Here is a 19,634-nt window from a genome sequence, read left to right on the forward strand (position 1 = left end):
GTGATCCGTTACGCGAAACCCACCACGATCGACGAGGCGCTCGCACTGCTTGGCGAGGGTGCATGGCGCATCCTTGCCGGCGGCACCGACTTCTATCCGGCGCAGGGCAGCAAGCCGTTTCGCGACAATGTCCTCGACATCAACGGCCTCGTTTCCTTGCGCGGCATCGCCGAAACCGGAAGCCATTGGGTCATCGGCGCGCGCACGACCTGGACCGATGTCGTCCGCCATCCCTTGCCTACAGCTTTCGACGCCTTGAAACAGGCGGCGCGCGAGGTCGGCTCGCCGCAGATACAGAACGTCGCCTCGGTCGCCGGCAATCTGTGCAACGCCTCTCCGGCCGCTGACGGCGTGCCCGGGCTGCTGGTGCTCGACGCCGAGGTCGAACTGCGCTCGGCCGCGGCGACGCGCCATCTGCCCCTGTCGGAGTTCATTCTCGGCAATCGCCGCACGGCCTTGCAGCCTGGCGAGATGGTGACCGCCATCCGCGTGCCGAAAACCGCCGGCACATCGGCCTTCGTCAAGCTCGGCGCCCGGCGCTATCTCGTCATCTCCATCGCCATGGTGGCGGCGCGCCTGGTTGTCGAAAACGGCCTTGTCGCGGAAGCGGCGGTTGCCGTCGGCTCCTGTTCGGCCGTCGCCAGGCGGCTTGGCGATGTCGAGGCGGCGCTGCGCGGGCTCCCCGTGGACGCCGGGCTTGCCGACGCTGTTCAGTCCGCGCCGATGGGAGAACTGTCGCCGATCGCCGATGTGCGCGGCAGCGCCGAATACCGGCTCGACGCGGTGCGCGAGATCGTTGCCCGCGCCGTGCTTGCGGCGGCATCGATGCCGGCGGATGACAAGGTGGCGGCATGAGCATGGATCGCGCCGATATCGCCTTCGCGGTCAATGGCGCAGCCGTCTCGGTCAGCGTGCCGCCGCTGCGCCGGCTGTCCTCGGTGTTGCGCGACGAGTTGCGGCTCACCGGCACCAAGGTCGGCTGCGACGCAGGCGATTGCGGCGCCTGCACGGTGCTGGTCGACGGCGATCCCGTCTGCGCCTGCCTGATGCCGGCAGCCTCGGCCGCCGGCGCAGCGGTGACCACGGTCGAAGGATTGGCCAATGGCCGGTTGTCGGCGCTGCAGGCCTCCTTCCTGGCGCATGGTGCGGCGCAGTGCGGCATCTGCACGCCCGCGCTGCTCGTCGCGGCAACCGCGCTGCTGGACAAGAAACCGAGGCCGACCGGGGTCGAGGTGCAGGATGCGCTGGGCGGCATCCTCTGCCGTTGCACCGGTTACCGCAAGATCATCGCCGCGGTGATGGAGGCGTCCGTCCAGACCGCAAGCCTGGATTTCCGCTTGCCTCGGTCCGGCCACGCCATTGGCGCGTCGCCGGTCAGGCTCGACGGCGTTCCGAAAGTGACAGGCGATGAAAAGTTCGGGGGCGATTCCTTCCCGGCCGATGCGCTTGCCGTGCTGGTGGTCCGCTCGCCGCATTATCATGCCGGTTTCGCTTTCGGCGACATCGATGGCTGGACGAAGCAGCATCCCGGCATCGCGGGCGTTTTCACGGCAGCCGATATCCCGGGCAGGAACTGCTTCGGCGTCATCGGTCCGTTCGCCGACCAGCCGGCACTGGCCGAAGGCTTTGCCCGCCTGCGTGGCGAGGCGGTGGCGCTGGTCGCCGGCGAGCGCGAGGCGATCCTGGACCTCGATCTGTCGGATTTTCCGATCCGCTGGACGGAGCTGCCGCATTTTCTGCATCCCGCCGAAGCGAAGGCGGAAGGGGCGGCGCTGATTCATGACAGCCGCCCGGCCAATCTGTTGACCAAGGGCTTCGTTGAGCGCGGCGAGCCGGAAACGGCTCTAGCCGAGGCGGCGTTCACTGTGTCCGGTGCCATCGATACTTCCTATGTCGAGCACGCCTATATCGAACCGGAAGCCGGCTATGCATATCTCGACGGCGACACGCTCGTCGTCGTCGCCTGCACGCAGGCGCCCTACATGGATCGCGACGATACCGCCAAAGTCCTTGGCCTTGCCGTCGACAAGGTGCGCATCGTGCCCACCGCGACCGGCGGCGGTTTCGGCTCCAAGCTCGACGTTTCGCTGCAGCCGCTGATTGGCCTGGTGGCCCTTAAGACGGGACGGCCGGCGGCCCTTGCCTACACCCGCAACGAATCGATGATGTCGACCACCAAGCGCCATCCGGCCGAGATGAAGGCGACCATCGGCGTGGATGCCGACGGCCATGTCATCGGCATGGTCTTTGTCGGCGATTTCAACACCGGCGCCTATGCGAGCTGGGGTCCGACGGTGGCCAACCGCGTGCCGGTGCATGCCTCCGGCCCCTATCTCACCCCGAACTACCGTGCCGAGGGCCGCGCCATTCACACCCATGGCCCGATCTCCGGCGCCTTCCGTGGCTTCGGCGTGCCGCAGGCGACCATCATGCAGGAGACGCTTTACGACGAGTTGGCGGGCAAGCTCGGCATCGACCGGCTCGATTTCCGTCTGAAAAACTGCCTTCGGAACGGCTCCGAAACGGTTACCGGGCAGCGGCTGGAGTCAGGCGTCGGCATCGCCGAATGTCTCGAAGCCTTGCTGCCGCATTGGGCGCGGGCGACGGCCGATGCGGCTGCCTTCAACACTGCCGGCATCGATAAAAAGCGCGGTGTCGGCGTCGCGTCCTGCTGGTATGGCTGCGGCAACACCTCGCTGCCCAATCCGTCGACAATCCGCGTCGGCATCGCGGCATCGGGCGACGTCATCCTGCATCAGGGCGCCGTCGATATCGGCCAGGGATCGAACACCGTCATCACCCAGATCTGCGCCGACGCGCTAGGGTTGCCGCTGGAAAGATTCCGGCTGAAGAGCGCCGATACGGCGATCAGCCCCGACGCCGGCAAGACCTCGGCCTCGCGGCAGACCTTCGTCACCGGCAAGGCGGCCGAGAAGGCGGGCCGTGCGCTGCGTGAAAAAATCCTGCGCTTTGCCAATGTCTCGGACAAGGCATCCCTTCAACTGGATGGTGCCGCGATCGTCATCCGTGAGGACGAAGCCAGACGCCGTATCGATCTCGCCTCGCTGGAGGTGGACGCCGACGGCTTTGTCTTCCGCGCCGAGGAGACCTACGACCCGCCGACATTGCCGCTCGATGCCAAGGGTCAGGGCAAACCCTATGCCGTCTATGGCTATGGCGCGCAGATCGCCGAGCTGGAGGTCGATCTCAAGCTCGGCACAGTGAAGCTCCTGAAAATCACCGCCGCGCACGATGTCGGCAAGGCGATCAATCCGCTGCTGGTCGAGGGTCAGATCGAGGGCGGCATCGCGCAAGGCATCGGCATGGCGCTGATGGAGGAGTACATCCCCGGCCGCACCGAGAATCTGCACGACTATCTCATCCCGACCATCGGCGACGTGCCGCCGATCGAGACCATCCTGGTCGAGGTTCCCGATCCGGAAGGACCGTTCGGTGCCAAGGGGCTTGGCGAGCATGTGCTGATCCCGACCGCGCCGGCGATCCTCAACGCCATCCGTCACGCCACTGGCGTGCTGGTCACCAAGGTGCCGGCGACGCCGAGCCGCATTCTGGCGGCGATCCGCGACAAGGAGGCACGCCGATGAGCGAGCTTGCCGAACGCTTCGAAACCCATGATCCCGGCGAGAAGCTGGTGGCGGAAAAGATCCGCTGCGATGCCTGCCCGGTCATGTGCTACATCGCGGATGGCCGCACGGGGGCCTGCGACCGCTACGGCAATGTCGACGGCAAGATCGTACGCATGGACCCGCTGGCCATTCTCGATCATGCGGCCGAGACCGGTGTCACCATGGTGCCCTTCGTCGCCGAGGGTGAGGCGTGGGACGGGGAACTGGTCAACACCGGCCGCCGTTTCGTTACGGCTATTGGCGCGGGAACGACTTATCCCGACTACAAGCCCGCTCCCTTCATCGTCAGCCAGGAGGTCGAGGGCGTCGATCTCGTCACCGTCGTCACCGAGGGAATATTTTCATATTGCGGCGTCAAGGTGAAGATCGACACCGATCGGCATCTCGGCCCCGAAACGGCTGTCGTGCGGTCGCAAGGTGAAGCGATCGGCCACGTCACGACGGGCGAATATGGCTCGCAGATGCTGTCGCTGGGCGGCGTCCATCATTTGACCGGCGGCTCGAAGGCGGAGGGTCGCGCCACTTGCGACGCGCTGCTCGATCTGTGCAACCGCAAGCCGGTGGAACTCGCCATCGACGGCGGCGCCACCATCATTGTCGAAGCCGGCAAACCACCAATCATCGACGGCAAGCAGGAACACCGCATGCGCGTCGGCTGCGGCTCGGCGACCATAGGCATGTTCGCCACGCAATGGCGCGGGCTGGTCGACGAGGTGGTGGTGGTCGACGACCACATAACCGGCGTCGTCTCCGAGCACCAGGCAGGCAAGGTCCTGGGCTGGCAGGATACAGGCATAAAGATCATCGGCCGCCGTTCGACACCGGGCCGCTATTTCAAGGTCTCCGAGCCCGGCCTCGGCTGGGGCGGCACCTCGATTTCAGACCCGCTGTCGATCCTCGGCGACTGGAACGCCAAGAAGGGCGCGCGTCCGGGTCTGTCGCTGCTGATGGTATCGACCACCGGCGAGCAGTTCGCCTATTACGAGCTCGATGACGAGCTGAAGCCGGTCGAGAAACCGTTTCCGGAGCGGCTGCGGAAATCGGTCAATCTGATCGAGGACAATTGCGAGCCGGCCTTGTGCACCGTGCTGTTCATCGGGGGTGCCGGCGGATCGCTGCGTGCCGGCGTCACCGAAAATCCCGTCAATCTCACCCGCTCCGTGCAGGGCCTGAAGACCTATGTCACCGTCGGCGGCGCGCCGGTCTATGTCTGGCCGGGCGGCGGCATCACGCTGATGGTCGATGTGACCCGCGTGCCGGAAGGTGCTTTCGGCTATGTTCCGACCCCGGCCCTGGTGGCGCCGATCGAATTCACGCTGCGTCGCGACGACTATGTCAGGCTCGGCGGCTATGAGGCCGAGATACGCAGCGTCGCCGACATCGTTGCCAAGGGCGGCGAATATCTCAATGCGCGTCGCGGCAGCGGCGCGCCTGCCGGCAATCCTTGGCCGCCGCTGGCGCAATTGCGGCGCGCGCGCCCGGACGGAGCCGGGTGATGGAAGGCCCGCAAGCGCACTGGCTGCAGGACGGCAAGCGGCTGCATCTCAACCACGGGCCGATCGACCTGATCGTCGAGGCGTTCGGCGCCGAGGACGAATGCCGCGCCGCCTACGCCCAGGCCGTCGCGCGCTTCCAGACCATCCTGGTCGAACTGGTCGAGGAGCTTCCCGAATTGCGCCTCCCGGCGTTTTTCCTGGCGCCGCGCGCCTTTGCCGGCCCGACGGCGCGCCGGATGGAGGCAGCCGTCATACCGCTGGCGGAGTGCTTCATCACCCCGATGGCCGCCGTCGCCGGATCGGTAGCCGACGAAATGCTGGCCGCACTGCTAGCCGGCCGCAAGCTCGATCGCGCCTATGTCAACAATGGCGGCGACAGCGCCCTGCACATCGGCAAGGGCCGGTCGATGGGGCTGGCGGTCGCCGGTACCGGCAACGGTATGGGAGACCGGATCACCATTCGCGCCGAGGACGGCGTACGCGGCGTCGCCACCAGCGGCTGGCGCGGCCGCTCCTTCTCGCTCGGCATTGCCGATGCCGTCACCGTGCTGGCGCGCACCGGCGCCGAGGCCGATGCGGCGGCGACGCTCATCGCCAATGCGGTGGACCTGCCCGGCAATCCCGCCATCAACCGCATTCCAGCGCGCGACCTGTCGCCCGACAGCGACCTTGGCGCGCGCCTGGTGACGCAAGGCGTCGGCACGCTTGCCCCCGGCGACGTCGCGCGGGCGCTGGACAACGGGCTTGCCGTCGCAGAAGATTTTCGCCGGCGCGGCCTGATTGCCGCGTCGGCGCTGTTTCTGGGTGGGGAGGCCCGTATCAGCGGCTCCGTGGCACTCGCCGCGCCCGACAAGCATGAACCGGAGGAGATCGCCCATGCCTGAGTTTCCGATCCGCAAGATCGCGGTGCTGAGCGAGGAGATTTTTCATGAGGGCGGGCCTGTCGCGGACCTGCCGCGCCGGCGTGCCGCGGCCATGGCGGTGGTCAGGAACCCGTTCGCCGGGCGCTATGTCGAGGAATTGCAGGGCGCGATGGAGGATCTGAAGCCGCTCGGTCTGCTGCTCTCCGACAAGCTCATTGCCGCGCTCGGCGGCGACGTCAAACAGATCGACGGCTACGGCAAGGGCGCCATCGTCGGCACGGCGGGCGAACTGGAGCACGGTGCGCTGTGGCATGTGCCGGGCGGCTACGCCATGCGCGAGCGGCTGGGTGACGCCAAGGCCATCGTGCCCTCGGCCAAGAAGGTCGGCGCCTTCGGCTCGAAACTCGACGTGCCGCTCGGCCACATCAACGCCGCCTATGTGCGCAGCCATTTCGACGCCATGGAGGTCGGCATCAGCGACGGGCCGCGTCCCGACGAAATCCTGTTCTGCCTGGCCATGACCTGCGGCCCGCGCGTGCACGACCGCATGGGCGGCCTCGCGGCCAGGGACATCAAGGCCTGGGACGGGCTGCGGTGAGCGGCGAGGACAATCTGCTCAAGCTCGTCGAGGCCGAAGAGGCCGACGGCCAGGATTACCTGCTGCAGGAGCAGGTCGGTTTCATCCTGCGCAAGGCGCACCAGCGCCATGTTTCGATCTTCGCCGCCCGTATCGGCGACCTGACGCCGCCGCAGTTCGCGGCGCTCGCCAAGTTGCGCGACGTCGGCGAGACCTCGCAGAACCAGTTGGGCACATTGATCGCCATGGATGCGGCAACGGTGAAGGGCGTGATCGACCGGCTCAAGGCGCGCGGTCTGGTCGAGCTCTCCAGGCATGAGGTCGACAAAAGGCGGCTGCTGGTCAACCTCACCACCGAGGGACGCGACGCGATCGAACGGCTGATCCCGCTTGCCCGGGAGATCACGCAGGAAACCCTGGCGCCGCTCACGAACAAGGAAATCACCACGTTCATGAGGCTGCTGGCCAAGCTGGCTTAAGGCCCGTCGAGCCATTTGCGCCGGGCCGCTTCTGATGGAGCGGCAATCGCGAAGCTGGCCCAATCCAAAACGCAAATGTGAAGCATTCCCAAGTCTTGACTTGGGTCCATGCCGATCCAGATGGCTCTGGACGGGCTTTGAGTTCATGCACTCACGCATCCCGCCTCATCGTTGACTTGCTCGAAGCTGACGAACGCCCGCCGGAAAGGAGACATCTGTGAAAAACAAGTCGCTCATCGTGCTGGCTACGTCATTGGCTTTCGGCCTCGCCCTGTCGTCCGGTGCAACATCGGTGGCGTTCGCGCAAAGCGCGACCAACATCGTCGTCGGCGCCGATACCACCTTCCCGCCCTTCGAGACCGAAACGAATGGCGAGGTCACCGGCTTCGACATCGACATGATCAAGGCGATCGCCAAGGCCGAGGGCATGACGGTCACGCTGAAGACCCTGCCTTTCAACGGCATCATCCCGAGCCTGCAGGCCGGTTCGATCGATGCCGCGGTCGCCGGCATAACCATCAAGACCAGCCGCATGCAGAATGTCGAGTTCTCCGACGCCTACTACAAGTCGGGCCTGTCGGTTCTGGTGAAGCAGGACTCCGAGATCAAGGGCTTCGACGACCTGAAAGGCCACGTGGTGGCCACCAAGAAGGCTACGTCGTCGGTCGACTATCTGACCGGCCATGGCTTCGCGCCCGACTACATCAAGCAGTTCCAGAGCATCGATGCCGCCTATCAGGCGCTCGAGACCGGCGGCGCCGACGCCGTCATCTTCGACAACCCGGTGAACGTGAATTTCATGACCGCCCACAAGGACACCAAGACCGTGGGACCACTGCTGACGGGCGAATATTACGGCATCGCCATCAGCAAGCAGAAGCCGGAACTCGTCGAAAAGATCAATGACGGCCTCGCCAAAATCAAGCAGAGCGGCGAATACCAGAAGTTGTTCCAGACCTATTTCGGCGGCGATACCAGCGGCGTGGTCAATGACGTGCAGAAACCGTCCGCGGTTGCGATTTCGGGCTGAGTCCCGTTTCGTTCATCCGAACGGCGCATAGCTCGGCCTCCCCGGCCGTCCGCGGGTGATCGCACATCTCCGTGCAATCACCTCGCCGAGGCGGCCGGGAATAGCAATCCAAGGCACGGTTCATGGACCCCATCCGGCAAAACCTACCCGTTCTGCTCGACGGCCTGCGGCTGACGATCCAGTATTCCATCGTCGCTATCATCCTGATGGTGGTCATCGGCCTGGTCGCGGCGCTCATGCGCCTGTCGACGGTCGCACCGCTGCGATGGATCGCCACCGCCTATGTCGAGATTTTCCGATCCACGCCGCTGTTGGTGCAGCTTTTCTTCATCGTGCTTGGATTGCCCGCCATCCTGCCCGTCAACCAATGGTTCGGGCAGCTGACCTATCCGATCCTCGCGGCCGCCTTGACGCTCAGCCTGAACGAAGGCGCCTATGTCACCGAAATCATCCGTGCGGGCATTCTCGGCGTCGACCGGGGCCAGAAGGAAGCCGCCCAGAGCATCGCGATGAACGGCTTTCAGACGATGCGCTACATCGTCCTGCCCCAGGCGTTCAAGCGCATGATCCCGCCGCTGGTCAACCAGGCGGCCCAGACGATCAAGGACACGTCGCTCCTGGCCCCGGTCGGCATCGCCGAACTGGTCTACAAGGGCGAGATCGTGATCGCCGAGACGTTCGCGTCCTTTGCCATCTGGGGCCTTATCGCGGCACTCTACTTCGTCCTCATCTTCTCCTTGTCGAAGTTCGCGTCCTACCTGGAGAGGAGGCTTCAAGTTGATAAACGTTAAAGACCTTCACAAGTCCTTCGGTGAGAATGAGATATTGAAGGGCATCAGCACCCATGTGGCGGAGAAGGAGGTCGTCGTCGTCATCGGCCCCTCGGGAAGCGGCAAGAGCACGTTCCTGCGCTGCCTCAACGGGTTGGAGACCGCCACCAGCGGCGAGATCGAAATCGCCGGCATGGTGCTGACCGATCCGAAGACGAACATTCACATGCTGCGGCAGCATGTCGGCATGGTGTTCCAGCAGTTCAACCTGTTCAGGCACCTGACCATTCTGGAGAACGTCACGATCGGGCCGCGCAAGGTCAAGAAGGTCGCGCTGGCCGAAGCCAACAAGGTTGCGCGCGAATTGCTGGCCAAGGTCGGGCTGGTGGGCAAGGAAGCGAGCTACCCCGACGAGCTTTCCGGCGGCCAGCAGCAACGCGTGGCGATCGCCCGTTCGCTGGCCATGGGGCCGAATGTCATGCTGTTCGACGAGCCGACATCGGCGCTCGACCCCGAAATGGTCGGCGAAGTGCTTCAGGTCATGAAGACGCTGGCGATCGAAGGCATGACGATGGTGGTCGTCACCCATGAGATGGGCTTTGCCCGCGAGGTCGGGCACCGGGTGATTTTCATGGATGACGGGCTGATCGTGGAAGAGGGAGTTCCCAAGGCGCTCTTCTCGGATCCGCAGCGGGATCGCACGAAAAGTTTCCTGGCAAAGATTCTATAAGCGGCAGCGGAGCAGGAGGCTCGCAAGCGTAGGGGGCAGGGCCATGCCCTGCCCCCTACGTTTTTACCGCAAGCGCCTCAGAGGCCGTTGTCCTTGAGCACCTGGGCGGCGTTTTCCTTGGTGATCTTCTGCGTCGGCAAGGTGATGGTCTTCTCGACCTTCTCGCCATTGAGGAACTTGATCGCCTGACGCAGGCCTTCGGCACCGGGGGTGACATAGGTGAAGGTCGCCGTCAGCTCGCCCTTGTTCACCATCTGCACGCCTTCATTGGGCAGGCCGTCGATGCCGATGAACTTGATGTCCTTCTCGCGGCCGACATCCTTGGCGGCGAGATAGGCGCCGTAGGCCATCGGGTCGTTGTGACCGTAGACTAGATCGATCTTCTCGTTGGTCTTCAGCGCATTGGCCATCAGATTGTAGGCCTGGTCCTGCTTCCAGTCGCCGGACTGCTGGTCGAGCAGATATTTGATGCCCGGCTCCTTGTCGGTGAATTCATGGAAACCGTCATGGCGGTCATGCGCCGGCTGGGTGCCCATGCCGCCCCAGATCTCGACGACATTGCCCGCCGCCTTGCCCTTGCCGCCGAGCAGTTCGACGGCGTATTCGCCGGCCGCGCGTCCGATCAGTGCATTGTCGCCGCCGACGAACTGCGTGTAGTCCTTGGTGTCGACATTGCGGTCGAGCACGAAGACCGGGATCTTGGCGTCGATGGCCTGCTGCACGACGCCGGTCAGGCCGGCCGATTCCTTCGGCGACACCAGCAGCGCGTCGACTTCCTGGCGGATCAGGTTCTCGACGTCGGCCACCTGCTTCTCCGTCTTGTCTTCGCCGTCGGTGATGATCAGTTCGACTTCCGGATGCTTGGCGGCCTCGGCGATGATGTCCTTGTTGAACTGCGCGCGCCAGGGCTCGATGGTGGTCACCTGCGAGAAGCCGATCTTCCACTTCTTGTCCTGGGCGAAGGCATTGCCGGTCGAAAGCAGTGCCGTGGTGGTCAGCAATGCCGCGCCGAGTACGGCAAGCCTGAGCATGTCACGTCGTTTCATTTCTTGTTTCCTCCGAGATTGAGAGACGGTGTCTCTTGCGACGGCCGTTTCGCGGCGGCCGTTTCCTTGTGCGCCGCTCCAGGCAGGCGCAGATAGGCCATGAGATCGCCGGCATTGCGCTCCTGCACGAGCACGGTGCCGATGATGATCATCCCCTTCAGCACCAGCTGAAGGTTCGAATTGATGTTGTGGAGTTGCAGGATGTTGGACAGCAGGCCGAAGATCAGCACGCCGCAGAACGTTCCGGTCAGGCTGCCGCGTCCGCCTATCAGGCTGGTGCCGCCGATGACCACGGCGGCGATGGCGTCGAGCTCCAGCCCGGCACCGGCGTCCGGCTTGCCTTGCCGGTACTGCGCCACATAGAGCACCGCGGCGATGCCGGCGAGCAGTCCCGAGATGGCATAGGTGGCGATCTTGACGCGCCCGGCGGCAATGCCGGAAAGCCTGGCCGCCTCCTCATTGCCGCCGATGGCATAGACATAGCGGCCGAACGGCGTGAAGCGCAGCACCGCGCCGTAGAGCACGATGGCACCGAGGAAGAACAGACCGGGCATCGGGATGACGCCGAATACCAGCGAGCGCAGCAGCTCGAAATCGGCCGTGGCGTTGGAACCGGTATAGACCGGCAGCACGGCGTTGTTCTGGCCGGCGGTGAGCCGGGCGATGCCGAGCGCCGTCACCATCATGGCCAGCGTGACGATAAAGGGCTGCAGCCGCCCGGCGACGATGATGAAACCGTTGATCGCGCCGAACAGCAGGCCGACGCAAGGCGCCACCAGAAGCACCCCGAGCACGCCGAATTTGGGCTCGATCTGCGGCAGCAGGTACCAGAGCGACAGGCAGCACAGGACGATGCCGACGATGGCGGGCGTGACCACGCCCCGCACGCCATCCAGCCTGGCGTCCCGTGCGGCCGGCTCGGCGCCGGCTTTTTCGAGATTGAGGAAAATGAAGCGCGTAACGACGAAGCCGAGGCAAAGCGCCACCAGGGCAACGGTCGGCACGCCCAGCACGACGCCGGGCGTCACGCCGGGAACCGTCAGCAGCATGGCGCAGACCACCGAGCAGATGGCCATCAGCGAGCCGACGGACAGGTCGATGCCGCCGGTGATGATGACAGCCGTCATGCCGGTTGCGATCAGTCCGGTTGTCGACACCTGGCGCAGCACGTCGAGCAGATTGCCGTAGGACAGGAAGATATTGTTGCCCTTGGAACTGACCGGCGAGCCCAGCACGCCGATCAGGAAGATGGCGATCAGGCCCCAGTAGAGCTTGGTGCGCGACAGGAGTTTCAGTGCGGTCATGCGGCGGGTCTCGATAGGGTCCGGCGCGGCGCGGCGAGGCGCATGATGGCCTCTTCGCTCGCCGCGTCGCGCGAAAGGATGCCTGTCTGGCGGCCGTCGGCCATCACCAGGATGCGGTCGGAGAGATGCAGCAGCTCCGGCAGCTCGGAGCTGATGACGGCGATGGCCAGCCCATCGCGCGCCAGCTTGAAGATGAGATCGTAGATCTCGCGCTTGGCGCCGACATCTATGCCGCGCGTCGGCTCGTCCAGCAACAACACCCTTGGCCGTGTCGCCAGCCACTTGCCGATCACCACCTTCTGCTGGTTGCCGCCCGACAGCGTGCCGGCCGGCTGGTCGATATCGCGGCAGCGTATGCCGAGCGCCTTGACCGCCTGCCGCGCCAGCCCCTGTTCGCCGGCCAGCGAGCGTATGCCGAAGCGCGCCAGCGCGCCGACCAGCGGCAGCGCCACATTGTCGGCTATAGATGCTTGCAGGTGCAGCCCTTGCGTCTTGCGGTCCTCGGTGACCAGCGCGATGCCCAGCCGCCGCGCGTCGCGCGGCGAACGGATATCCACCAGCTGACCGTCGAGCCTGATCTCGCCGCCGGCGCGGCCGTCGCTGGAGCCGAAGATCGCTTCCATGATCTCGGTGCGGCCCGAGCCCAGCAGCCCGCCTATGCCCAGGATCTCTCCCGCGGCGAGATCGAAACCGACGCCTTCGATCACTTGCCGCCAGCCCTGGCGGTCGGGCTTCGACAGCGACAGATCGCTGACCGAAAGCACGGTCCTGCCGCCGGGGGCCCGCTCGTCTTGGGAGGATGCGAGCAGGTCCCGTCCGACCATCGCCGAAATGATGGCATTCTCGTCGAGCTCGGCCATCGGCCGCGTCAGCACATGGCGCCCGTCGCGGAACACGGTGACGCGGCCGGCCAGATGCATGACCTCGTCGATGCGGTGCGAGATGTAGACGATGGCGACGCCGCTTTCGGCAAGCTGGCCGATGATGCGGAACAGCCGCTGGCATTCCGCCGGCGACAGAGCCGATGTCGGCTCGTCCATGATCAGGATGCGCGCCGACATCGACAGAGCCTTGGCGATCTCGACCAGTTGCTGTTCGCCGACGCGCAAGGCGCCGACGCGCGCGTCCGGATCGAGTTCGATACCGAGCCGCTGCAGAAGGGCGCTCGCCGCGCGGCTGCTCGCCTTGCGGTCGACGATCAGTCCGGCAATCAGCTTCTCGCGCCCGAGGAAGATGTTGTCGGCGACGCTGAGCTCCGGCACCAGGTTGAGTTCCTGGTGGATGATGGCGATACCGGCGTCCTCGGCATCGCGCACGCCGGCGAAGCTGACTGGCCTGCCATCGATGCTGACGGTGCCATCATAGCCGGTATAGACGCCCGACAGAATCTTCATCAGCGTCGACTTGCCGGCGCCGTTCTCGCCCATCAGGGCGTGGACTTCGCCCCGACGCAGGTCGAAGCCGACATCGACGAGAGCGGCGATGCCGCCAAAGCTCTTGGAAATATGCTGCGCACTCAGAACGGTGTCCGAGCGATCCGATGCGGTCGAGGAAAGGGAACTGCTTTGTTCCATGACAATGGCGGCCTCCCTTCCGTCTTCGTCAGCGTCTCGAACGCTAATCTAAACGTTTCGATCATGTCAAGCCGATATGGGCTGACGAAACTTTGGTGCATTTCAATTCTTGCCTAAAATGACAGGATTCCGTACGTATCACTGGCAAGGGGTGACGAAACGTTTCGAAAATGACAGCGTCAGGGCCAAAAAAACAACGCAAATCCTCCGCGCCGACGATGTTGCACGTGGCGGAGGCCGCGCGCGTCTCGGTCGCCACCGTTTCGGCGCTGATCAACGGCACGGCGACGGTCAGCCCCGAGCTCAGCGCCCGCATCGAGCAGGCGATCCGCGATATCGGCTACAAGCGCAACGCCATCGCCCGCAGCCTGAAGATGGGCACCACGCGCACCATCGGCTTGACCGTTCCGCACATCACCAATCCATTCTTCACCGATGTCGTCTCGGTCATCCAGCAGGCTTTCGACCGCGCCGGCTATGCCGTCATGCTGTGCTGCACCGACGAGGATCTGAACACCCAGGACGACCAGATCAGGCTCTTGCTCGACCGCATGGTCGACGGGCTGATCGTGGCGCGCGTCGGCGACGGCGCGATCCTCAAGCGGATCGTCGCTGACGCCAATGTGCCGGTGGTGCTTCTGGACCGCCTGTGCGAGGGCGTCGATACCGATGCGGTGGTTCTCGACAACCAGCGCGCCGTGTTCGACGCAATCCGCTATCTGATCAATCTCGGCCACCGGCGCATCGGCTATATCACCGGCACCTCGGACATTTCACCCATGCATGACCGTATGACCGGATATTGCGAGGCGCTTCAGGCCGCCGGCCTGCCGGTGCTGGAAGAACTGGTGCGCTCGGGTAATTTCCATGAGATCGACGGCTACAACGCCACCATGCAGCTTTTGTCGCTGCATGACCGGCCAAGCGCGATCTTCTCGGCCAACAACCCGATGGTGATCGGCACCATGAAGGCGATCCGCGACATCGGCCTGTCCTGTCCGGAGGACATTTCGGTAGCCTGCTTCGACGATTTCCCCTGGTCGGACGTGTTCCAGCCGCAACTGACCACCGTGGCGCAGCCGGTGCAGGCGATCGGCGAACAGGCGGCCAATCTGCTGCTCGATCGGCTGGGCGGCGACAGGGATGCGCCGCCGCGCAAACTCGTGCTCAAGGGTAGGCTGATGATCCGCGATTCATGCCGGCCGGTGGCGGCCCTGGTGCAGAGCGCGAACGCCTGAACAGGCGCGCGCCAGCCTGGTTAGAAGACGCCGGAAGACAGCGCCTGCAGCTTTGAAAAGACGCCCTTGCCGCCGGTGATGACCTTTGTCCCGCTTTGCAGCACGGTCCTCGGATCGGCCTTCAGCACCGTACCGCCGGCTTCCTCGATCAGCAGCATGCCGGCCACGCAGTCCCAGGCGTTCATGTGTTCCTCGACATAGCCGAGCAGCCGGCCCGAGGCGACATAGGCGAGCATCAGCGCGCCCGACGCGTTGCGGAAGAAGACGCCGCCTTCGGCCAGGATCTTCTTGATCAGCACGGCGATGTTCTCGGCCTCGGCCCGGTTCGAGAATCCGGTGCCGACGGAGCCTTCTTCAAGGCTCCTCGCCGCACTCGTCCTGATCGGCCGGCCGTTGAGGAAGGCGCCGCCGCCCAGCCTTCCGTGGAAGGTCTCGCCCGTCGACGGTTCGTGGATGACGCCGACGATCGTCTCTCCATCCTTGGCGCAAGCGATAACCACGCACCAGGCCGGAATGCCGCGCACGAAATTCGCGGTGCCGTCGATCGGGTCGATCACCCAGGCGTAACCCGTCGAGCCGGCGACCGAGGCATGTTCCTCGCCGACGATGCCGTCCCGAGGGTAGTCGGCGGCGATGGCCGCGCGGATGAACAGCTCGACCTCGCGGTCGGCCTGCGAGACCAGGTCCTGATGGCCCTTGCTCTCGATGGTCAGGCTGTCGAGGTCACGGAAATATCCAAGGCCGAGTTCGCCGGCGCGCCGCGCCAGATCGATGGCGAACTGCGTGCGTGCGTCGAGATCATGGGTCAAGGGAAGGCTCGCCTTTGCGTAGGGATGCCCCGCACTTAGCAGAGCATCGGCATCGGCAAAAGCGCCTGCCGGCCAATAAATCTCAGGCCGCTTGCGACAGCGATTTGTGCGCCTCGGCCAGAATCTCGAACGACCGCACGCGCGCGGCGTGATCGAAGATCTGCGCGGTGACCATAAGCTCGTCGGCGCCGGTGCGGCGCACGAACGCATCGATGCCTTGCCGGACCGTTTCGGGCGAGCCGACGACGGCGCAGGACAGCGCCTGGCCGAGCATGGTCTTGGCCATCGGGTCGAGGTCCCGGTCATAGTTCTCGACCGGCGGCGGCAATTTTCCGGGCCTGCCGGTGCGCAGATTGACGAAGGCCTGCTGCAGCGAGGTGAACTGGAGCCGCGCCTCGGCGTCGGTGGGTGCCGCAAAGACATTGAGGCCGAGCATGACATGCGGCTTGTCGAGTTGCTCGGAGGGCTGGAAGCGCGAGCGGTAGATGTCGAGCGCGTGGTCGAGTTCGGCCGGCGCGAAGTGCGAGGCGAAGGCGTAGGGCAGGCCGAGCATGGCGGCCAGCTGCGCGCCGTAGAGGCTCGACCCGAGAATCCAGATCGGCACGGTCTGGCCTTCGCCGGGAACGGCACGCAGGCGCTGGCCTTCCTCGGCCGGCAGGAAATAGCCCATCAGCTCGACGACATCCTGCGGGAAATTGTCGACGCCGGCCTCGAGATTGCGGCGCAGCGCGCGTGCCGTATTCATGTCGGTGCCGGGAGCGCGGCCGAGCCCGAGGTCGATGCGGCCTGGATAAAGGGCGGCAAGCGTGCCGAACTGCTCGGCGATCACCAGCGGCGCATGGTTGGGCAGCATGATGCCGCCGGCCCCGACGCGGATGGTCCTCGTGCCGCCGGCGACATGGGCGATGACCACGGCCGTTGCCGCGCTGGCAATGCCCGGCATGTTGTGGTGCTCGGCCAGCCAGTAGCGCTTGTAACCGAGCCGCTCGGCATGCTGGGCGAGGTCCAGCGAATTGGCCAGCGAGCGCGAGGCATCGCTGCCCTCGACGATCGGCGACAGGTCGAGAACGGACAGTTCGGTCATGTATTGGTCTCCACGATCTTGTTCTCGCGCACCCGTGCCTCGAAGGCCGTGCGGTCGGGAATGGTGATGCCGAGCTGGCCTTCCAGCGTGTCGGCGAGTTCGGCGGCGGTGGCGATCTCCTTCTGCTCGGTACGGCCGTCAATGTGATGGATCGACAGGCGGTTGCCGCGCAAACCGTAGCGCCGGTCGGGTGCCGCCCGCGCCGCCAGAACCGAGGTCACGAAATGCGATGCCGGGTTGGTCGACATGAAATAATTGCTGATGGAATAGTCGACCTCATAGTGCGGCTGCAGGTCGAACCGATACAGCGTACGCCAGCCGCCGCCGATGGCGGCCTGCAGGCGGAAGTGATCACCGGTTTCGACGATGCGGAATGTTTCGTGCGGGGTCTTCTGTTCGAGGCCCGGATCGAGCCGCAGCGGGGCGGTCAGCGTCAGGCCGCCAAAACCGACATCGGCGATATAGGTCCGTTGATCGAGATCTATGCGCAGCAGCATGTGGCTACGCGCCGTGATGGCGTCCTCGGGCTGGCCCAGCAGCACCCGCGCCGCAAGGCCGCCGACCTCGAAGCCCAGCGCCTTCAGCGCATGCATGAAGAGGAGATTGTGCTCGAAGCAATAGCCGCCACGCCCGCCAAGCACGATCTTGTCCTGCAGCGAGGCGATGTCCAGACGGACCGGGCGCCCCAGAAACGGGTCCATGTTCTCGAATGGGATCGCCTGTGGGTGCAGGAAATGCAGCGTCTTCAGCATGTCGAGCGAAGCATCCCGGGAACCGGCATGGCCGATCCGGCTGAAATAGGCGTCGAGGTCGAAGGGAATGTCGCTCATCGGGAAGGGGCACCGGCACTGATCGGCCGGATATAGGCATTCGATACCGCCGCCGCAAACCGAGCGCCGCTTACGCGGCGGCCTGGCCGTCCTATTCGTCCGCTTCCTCTTCCACGACCGTGGCATGTTGCGCGGCGAGAAAATTGCCGACATGACTGAGACCTTCGAAATGGTCGCAGAACACCTTGATGACGACCAGCAGCGGCACCGCCATCAACGCGCCGACGAAGCCCCACAGCCATGACCAGAAAGCGATGGCGATGAAGATCGCCACGGCGTTGATCTCGAGCCGCCGCCCGACCACCATCGGCGTTACGAACTGGCCTTCGACGATATCGCACAGGATGACGAAGGCGGGCGCCAGGAGCGCGTAGGTGATCGTGTCGAAGCTGATCAGCGCGATGACCGCGACCAGCAGGATGGTGATCAGCGCCCCGACATAGGGCAGGAAGTTGAGCAGCGCCGCCGCCGCGCCCCAGACCAGCGGATTGGGCATGCCGAGCCCCCACAGCCCCAGCCCGATGACGGCGCCCAGCCCGGCGTTGATGACGGCGACGGTGAGCAGGTAATGCGAGATCTCGCGCTCGACGTCGTAGACGACGCGCAGCGCCCGCTTCTTCTGGCTGAGGCTGGCGAAGGACTGGATGATCTTCTCGTAGAACAGCGTGCCGGAGGCGAGCAGGAACAGCGACAGCACGAAAACGATGGTGATGCTGGTGCCCGCGTCGAGAATGTTGCTGGCGGCGGTGGACAGGATGCCGGACGGGGCCACCGCGACCCGCTGCACGCCCGGTTCCTGGGAGGTCTCGGTCAGCGCTTCGAGTTGATGGGCAAGATCCATCATCCGCGCCAGCGGCCGCTTGAACTGCGCCAGCCGCTCCGTGAGCTGCTGGCCGATCGAGGAGGTGTTGTTGAGCAGATCGATGACCGGTCCGCTGAGCAGGTAGCCGGCGCTGGTGAACACGAAGATCGAGAAAAGCACCAGCATTGTCGCCGAAACCACCTCCGGGATGCCCCGCTTGCGCAGGAAACGGACGATTGGCGTCAGGGTCAGCGTCAGCAGGAAGGCGAGCATGACCGGCATGAAAAAAGCCTTGCCGAAATAGATCGCCGCGGTGGTCATCAAAATGAAGATGCCGATCAGCAGCGACCGCATCAGCCGCAAATCCGCGCGCGCCTGGGCACGCGGATCGGGGTCGTCGGCGACGCCTGCGGCCAAGGCTGCGGGTTCGGTCTTCATGCTGATCCCCTCGCGCCGGCGCGCCCCTCAGCGGTCGGCAATGCACGGAAGAAACGCGCAGTCGCGGGCGGAGGTTCCATGAGCCGGCTTCAGGAGCGAAGTCTCCGGTGCGGGCTCGGATCCAATGAAGTGCGCCGCCCGAAATATTACATTCGATGTAATTGAGACCATGCTTCCAGCACGAGTAATACAAGGCATGTTTTCGCGCAGCGGGTTCATGTAATCCGGCGGTGCAACGCGCGATCGATAGCACCATGTCATGGCGCAGCGCGGAAACTATCCATGTGGTCAGAAACAGATATTTGAACAGAGGATTCTACAATGCAAAGGTTCACTCTTCAGACACTCGAGTCGGCACCGGAACAATCCAGACCCGCTCTGGCGTCGTTGACGGAAAAATTCGGCTTTCTTCCCAATGTCATGGCGACGATGGCAAACAATCCGGTTCTCCTCAATGGTTTCGTCTCGAGCTTCGGCAGTTTTCACGGCGGAAGCTTCGACGAGATCGAAAAGCAGGTGCTGCTGCTCACCAACGCGGTCACGATCAGATGTCCCTGGACCGTCGCCGCGCATTCTACATTCGCCATCGAGGACGGGATTGCCCCGAGCGAGGTCAAGGCGATCCGGGATGGTAGGTTGCCGGCGGACCCGAAATATGCGGCCCTCTCGGCGCTTACCAAGGCGTTGATCGAAAACAAGGGAAATGTCAGCGATGCCGACATCGATGCGTTTACTTCGGCCGGCTATTCGAAGGCCCAGATTCTGGAAGTGGTAACCGGCGTCGGCGTTTCCACCATGGCGGCAACCACCACCAATGTGGCCGGTACGCCGATCGAGGATCGCTTCCAGGCGCAGGCATGGTCTCCCATCGCCGCGATTGCCGCCTGACCCGATCGACGGCGCATGGGACCTGCTGG

General features: G+C 64.7%; 18 protein-coding genes. 11 read left to right on the forward strand and 7 right to left on the reverse strand.

The window, feature by feature from the left end; all coding sequences use genetic code 11:
- The 9 genes from FJ967_RS07060 (at position 1) to FJ967_RS07100 (ending at position 9,592) form a co-directional block, all read left to right on the forward strand.
- Entirely contained in the window at positions 1–855 is an 855-nt protein-coding gene (locus FJ967_RS07060; protein WP_140730990.1) for a xanthine dehydrogenase family protein subunit M, read from the forward strand.
- 2 nt (positions 856–857) lie between these two features.
- Complete coding sequence (locus tag FJ967_RS07065; protein ID WP_140731150.1) at positions 858–3,605, forward strand: molybdopterin-dependent oxidoreductase; 2,748 nt, start codon at positions 858–860, stop codon at positions 3,603–3,605.
- Positions 3,602–5,143, forward strand: coding sequence for a 6-hydroxynicotinate reductase (locus FJ967_RS07070; RefSeq protein ID WP_140730991.1), 1,542 nt, complete (start codon positions 3,602–3,604; stop codon positions 5,141–5,143). Before FJ967_RS07065 ends, FJ967_RS07070 begins: the two co-directional genes overlap by 4 nt.
- Positions 5,143–6,027, forward strand: coding sequence for a UPF0280 family protein (locus tag FJ967_RS07075; protein ID WP_140730992.1), 885 nt, complete (start codon positions 5,143–5,145; stop codon positions 6,025–6,027). Before FJ967_RS07070 ends, FJ967_RS07075 begins: the two co-directional genes overlap by 1 nt.
- Positions 6,020–6,604, forward strand: coding sequence for an amino acid synthesis family protein (locus tag FJ967_RS07080; RefSeq protein WP_140730993.1), 585 nt, complete (start codon positions 6,020–6,022; stop codon positions 6,602–6,604). Before FJ967_RS07075 ends, FJ967_RS07080 begins: the two co-directional genes overlap by 8 nt.
- On the forward strand, positions 6,601–7,062 hold the full coding sequence (locus FJ967_RS07085; RefSeq protein ID WP_140730994.1) for a MarR family transcriptional regulator: 462 nt from the start codon (positions 6,601–6,603) through the stop codon (positions 7,060–7,062). Before FJ967_RS07080 ends, FJ967_RS07085 begins: the two co-directional genes overlap by 4 nt.
- 217 nt (positions 7,063–7,279) lie before the next feature.
- A complete protein-coding gene (locus FJ967_RS07090) occupies positions 7,280–8,092 on the forward strand; it encodes a basic amino acid ABC transporter substrate-binding protein (protein ID WP_210243561.1) in 813 nt (270 codons plus the stop codon).
- Positions 8,093–8,214: 122 nt separating this feature from the next.
- The gene (locus FJ967_RS07095; protein WP_140730995.1) at positions 8,215–8,883 is read left to right on the forward strand and encodes an amino acid ABC transporter permease; all 669 of its coding nucleotides are present in this window, start codon (positions 8,215–8,217) and stop codon (positions 8,881–8,883) included.
- Positions 8,870–9,592, forward strand: a complete 723-nt coding sequence (locus FJ967_RS07100; RefSeq protein ID WP_140730996.1) for an amino acid ABC transporter ATP-binding protein — start codon at positions 8,870–8,872, stop codon at positions 9,590–9,592. Before FJ967_RS07095 ends, FJ967_RS07100 begins: the two co-directional genes overlap by 14 nt.
- Positions 9,593–9,669: 77 nt before the next feature.
- Here FJ967_RS07100 and FJ967_RS07105 read toward each other — a convergent pair whose 3' ends face one another.
- The 3 genes from FJ967_RS07105 to FJ967_RS07115 are packed head-to-tail and all read right to left on the reverse strand — an operon-like array spanning position 9,670 to position 13,516.
- Complete coding sequence (locus FJ967_RS07105; RefSeq protein WP_140730997.1) at positions 9,670–10,638, reverse strand: substrate-binding domain-containing protein; 969 nt, start codon at positions 10,636–10,638, stop codon at positions 9,670–9,672.
- The gene (locus tag FJ967_RS07110; RefSeq protein ID WP_140730998.1) at positions 10,635–11,942 is read right to left on the reverse strand and encodes an ABC transporter permease; all 1,308 of its coding nucleotides are present in this window, start codon (positions 11,940–11,942) and stop codon (positions 10,635–10,637) included. Before FJ967_RS07110 ends, FJ967_RS07105 begins: the two co-directional genes overlap by 4 nt.
- The gene (locus FJ967_RS07115; protein WP_140730999.1) at positions 11,939–13,516 is read right to left on the reverse strand and encodes a sugar ABC transporter ATP-binding protein; all 1,578 of its coding nucleotides are present in this window, start codon (positions 13,514–13,516) and stop codon (positions 11,939–11,941) included. The genes FJ967_RS07110 and FJ967_RS07115 overlap by 4 nt, the downstream gene beginning before the upstream one ends.
- Positions 13,517–13,734: 218 nt before the next feature.
- Between FJ967_RS07115 and FJ967_RS07120 the strand changes: the two genes are divergently transcribed.
- On the forward strand, positions 13,735–14,754 hold the full coding sequence (locus FJ967_RS07120) for a LacI family DNA-binding transcriptional regulator (protein WP_140731000.1): 1,020 nt from the start codon (positions 13,735–13,737) through the stop codon (positions 14,752–14,754).
- Between the two features lie 20 nt (positions 14,755–14,774).
- On the opposite strand, the gene FJ967_RS07125 is transcribed toward FJ967_RS07120, so the two are convergent.
- From FJ967_RS07125 to FJ967_RS07140, 4 genes are all read right to left on the reverse strand, one after another.
- On the reverse strand, positions 14,775–15,563 hold the full coding sequence (locus FJ967_RS07125; RefSeq protein WP_140731001.1) for an inositol monophosphatase family protein: 789 nt from the start codon (positions 15,561–15,563) through the stop codon (positions 14,775–14,777).
- Between the two features lie 82 nt (positions 15,564–15,645).
- Positions 15,646–16,647: an LLM class flavin-dependent oxidoreductase gene (locus FJ967_RS07130; RefSeq protein WP_140731002.1), complete on the reverse strand. Its 1,002-nt coding sequence runs from the start codon at positions 16,645–16,647 to the stop codon at positions 15,646–15,648.
- Positions 16,644–17,477 carry an arylamine N-acetyltransferase gene (locus tag FJ967_RS07135; RefSeq protein WP_140731003.1) on the reverse strand — a complete coding sequence of 278 codons (834 nt, stop codon included), beginning with the start codon at positions 17,475–17,477 and terminating at the stop codon, positions 16,644–16,646. Before FJ967_RS07135 ends, FJ967_RS07130 begins: the two co-directional genes overlap by 4 nt.
- Positions 17,478–17,568: 91 nt before the next feature.
- Positions 17,569–18,717 (reverse strand): AI-2E family transporter, encoded by a 1,149-nt coding sequence (locus tag FJ967_RS07140; protein ID WP_140731004.1) that lies wholly within the window; start codon positions 18,715–18,717, stop codon positions 17,569–17,571.
- A 321-nt stretch (positions 18,718–19,038) separates the two neighbouring features.
- Here FJ967_RS07140 and FJ967_RS07145 point away from each other — a divergent pair, with 321 nt between their 5' ends.
- A complete protein-coding gene (locus tag FJ967_RS07145; protein WP_140731005.1) occupies positions 19,039–19,605 on the forward strand; it encodes a carboxymuconolactone decarboxylase family protein in 567 nt (188 codons plus the stop codon).
- Positions 19,606–19,634 lie beyond the last annotated feature (29 nt).

Source organism: Mesorhizobium sp. B2-3-4 (assembly GCF_006442315.1).
Taxonomy (GTDB): domain Bacteria; phylum Pseudomonadota; class Alphaproteobacteria; order Rhizobiales; family Rhizobiaceae; genus Mesorhizobium.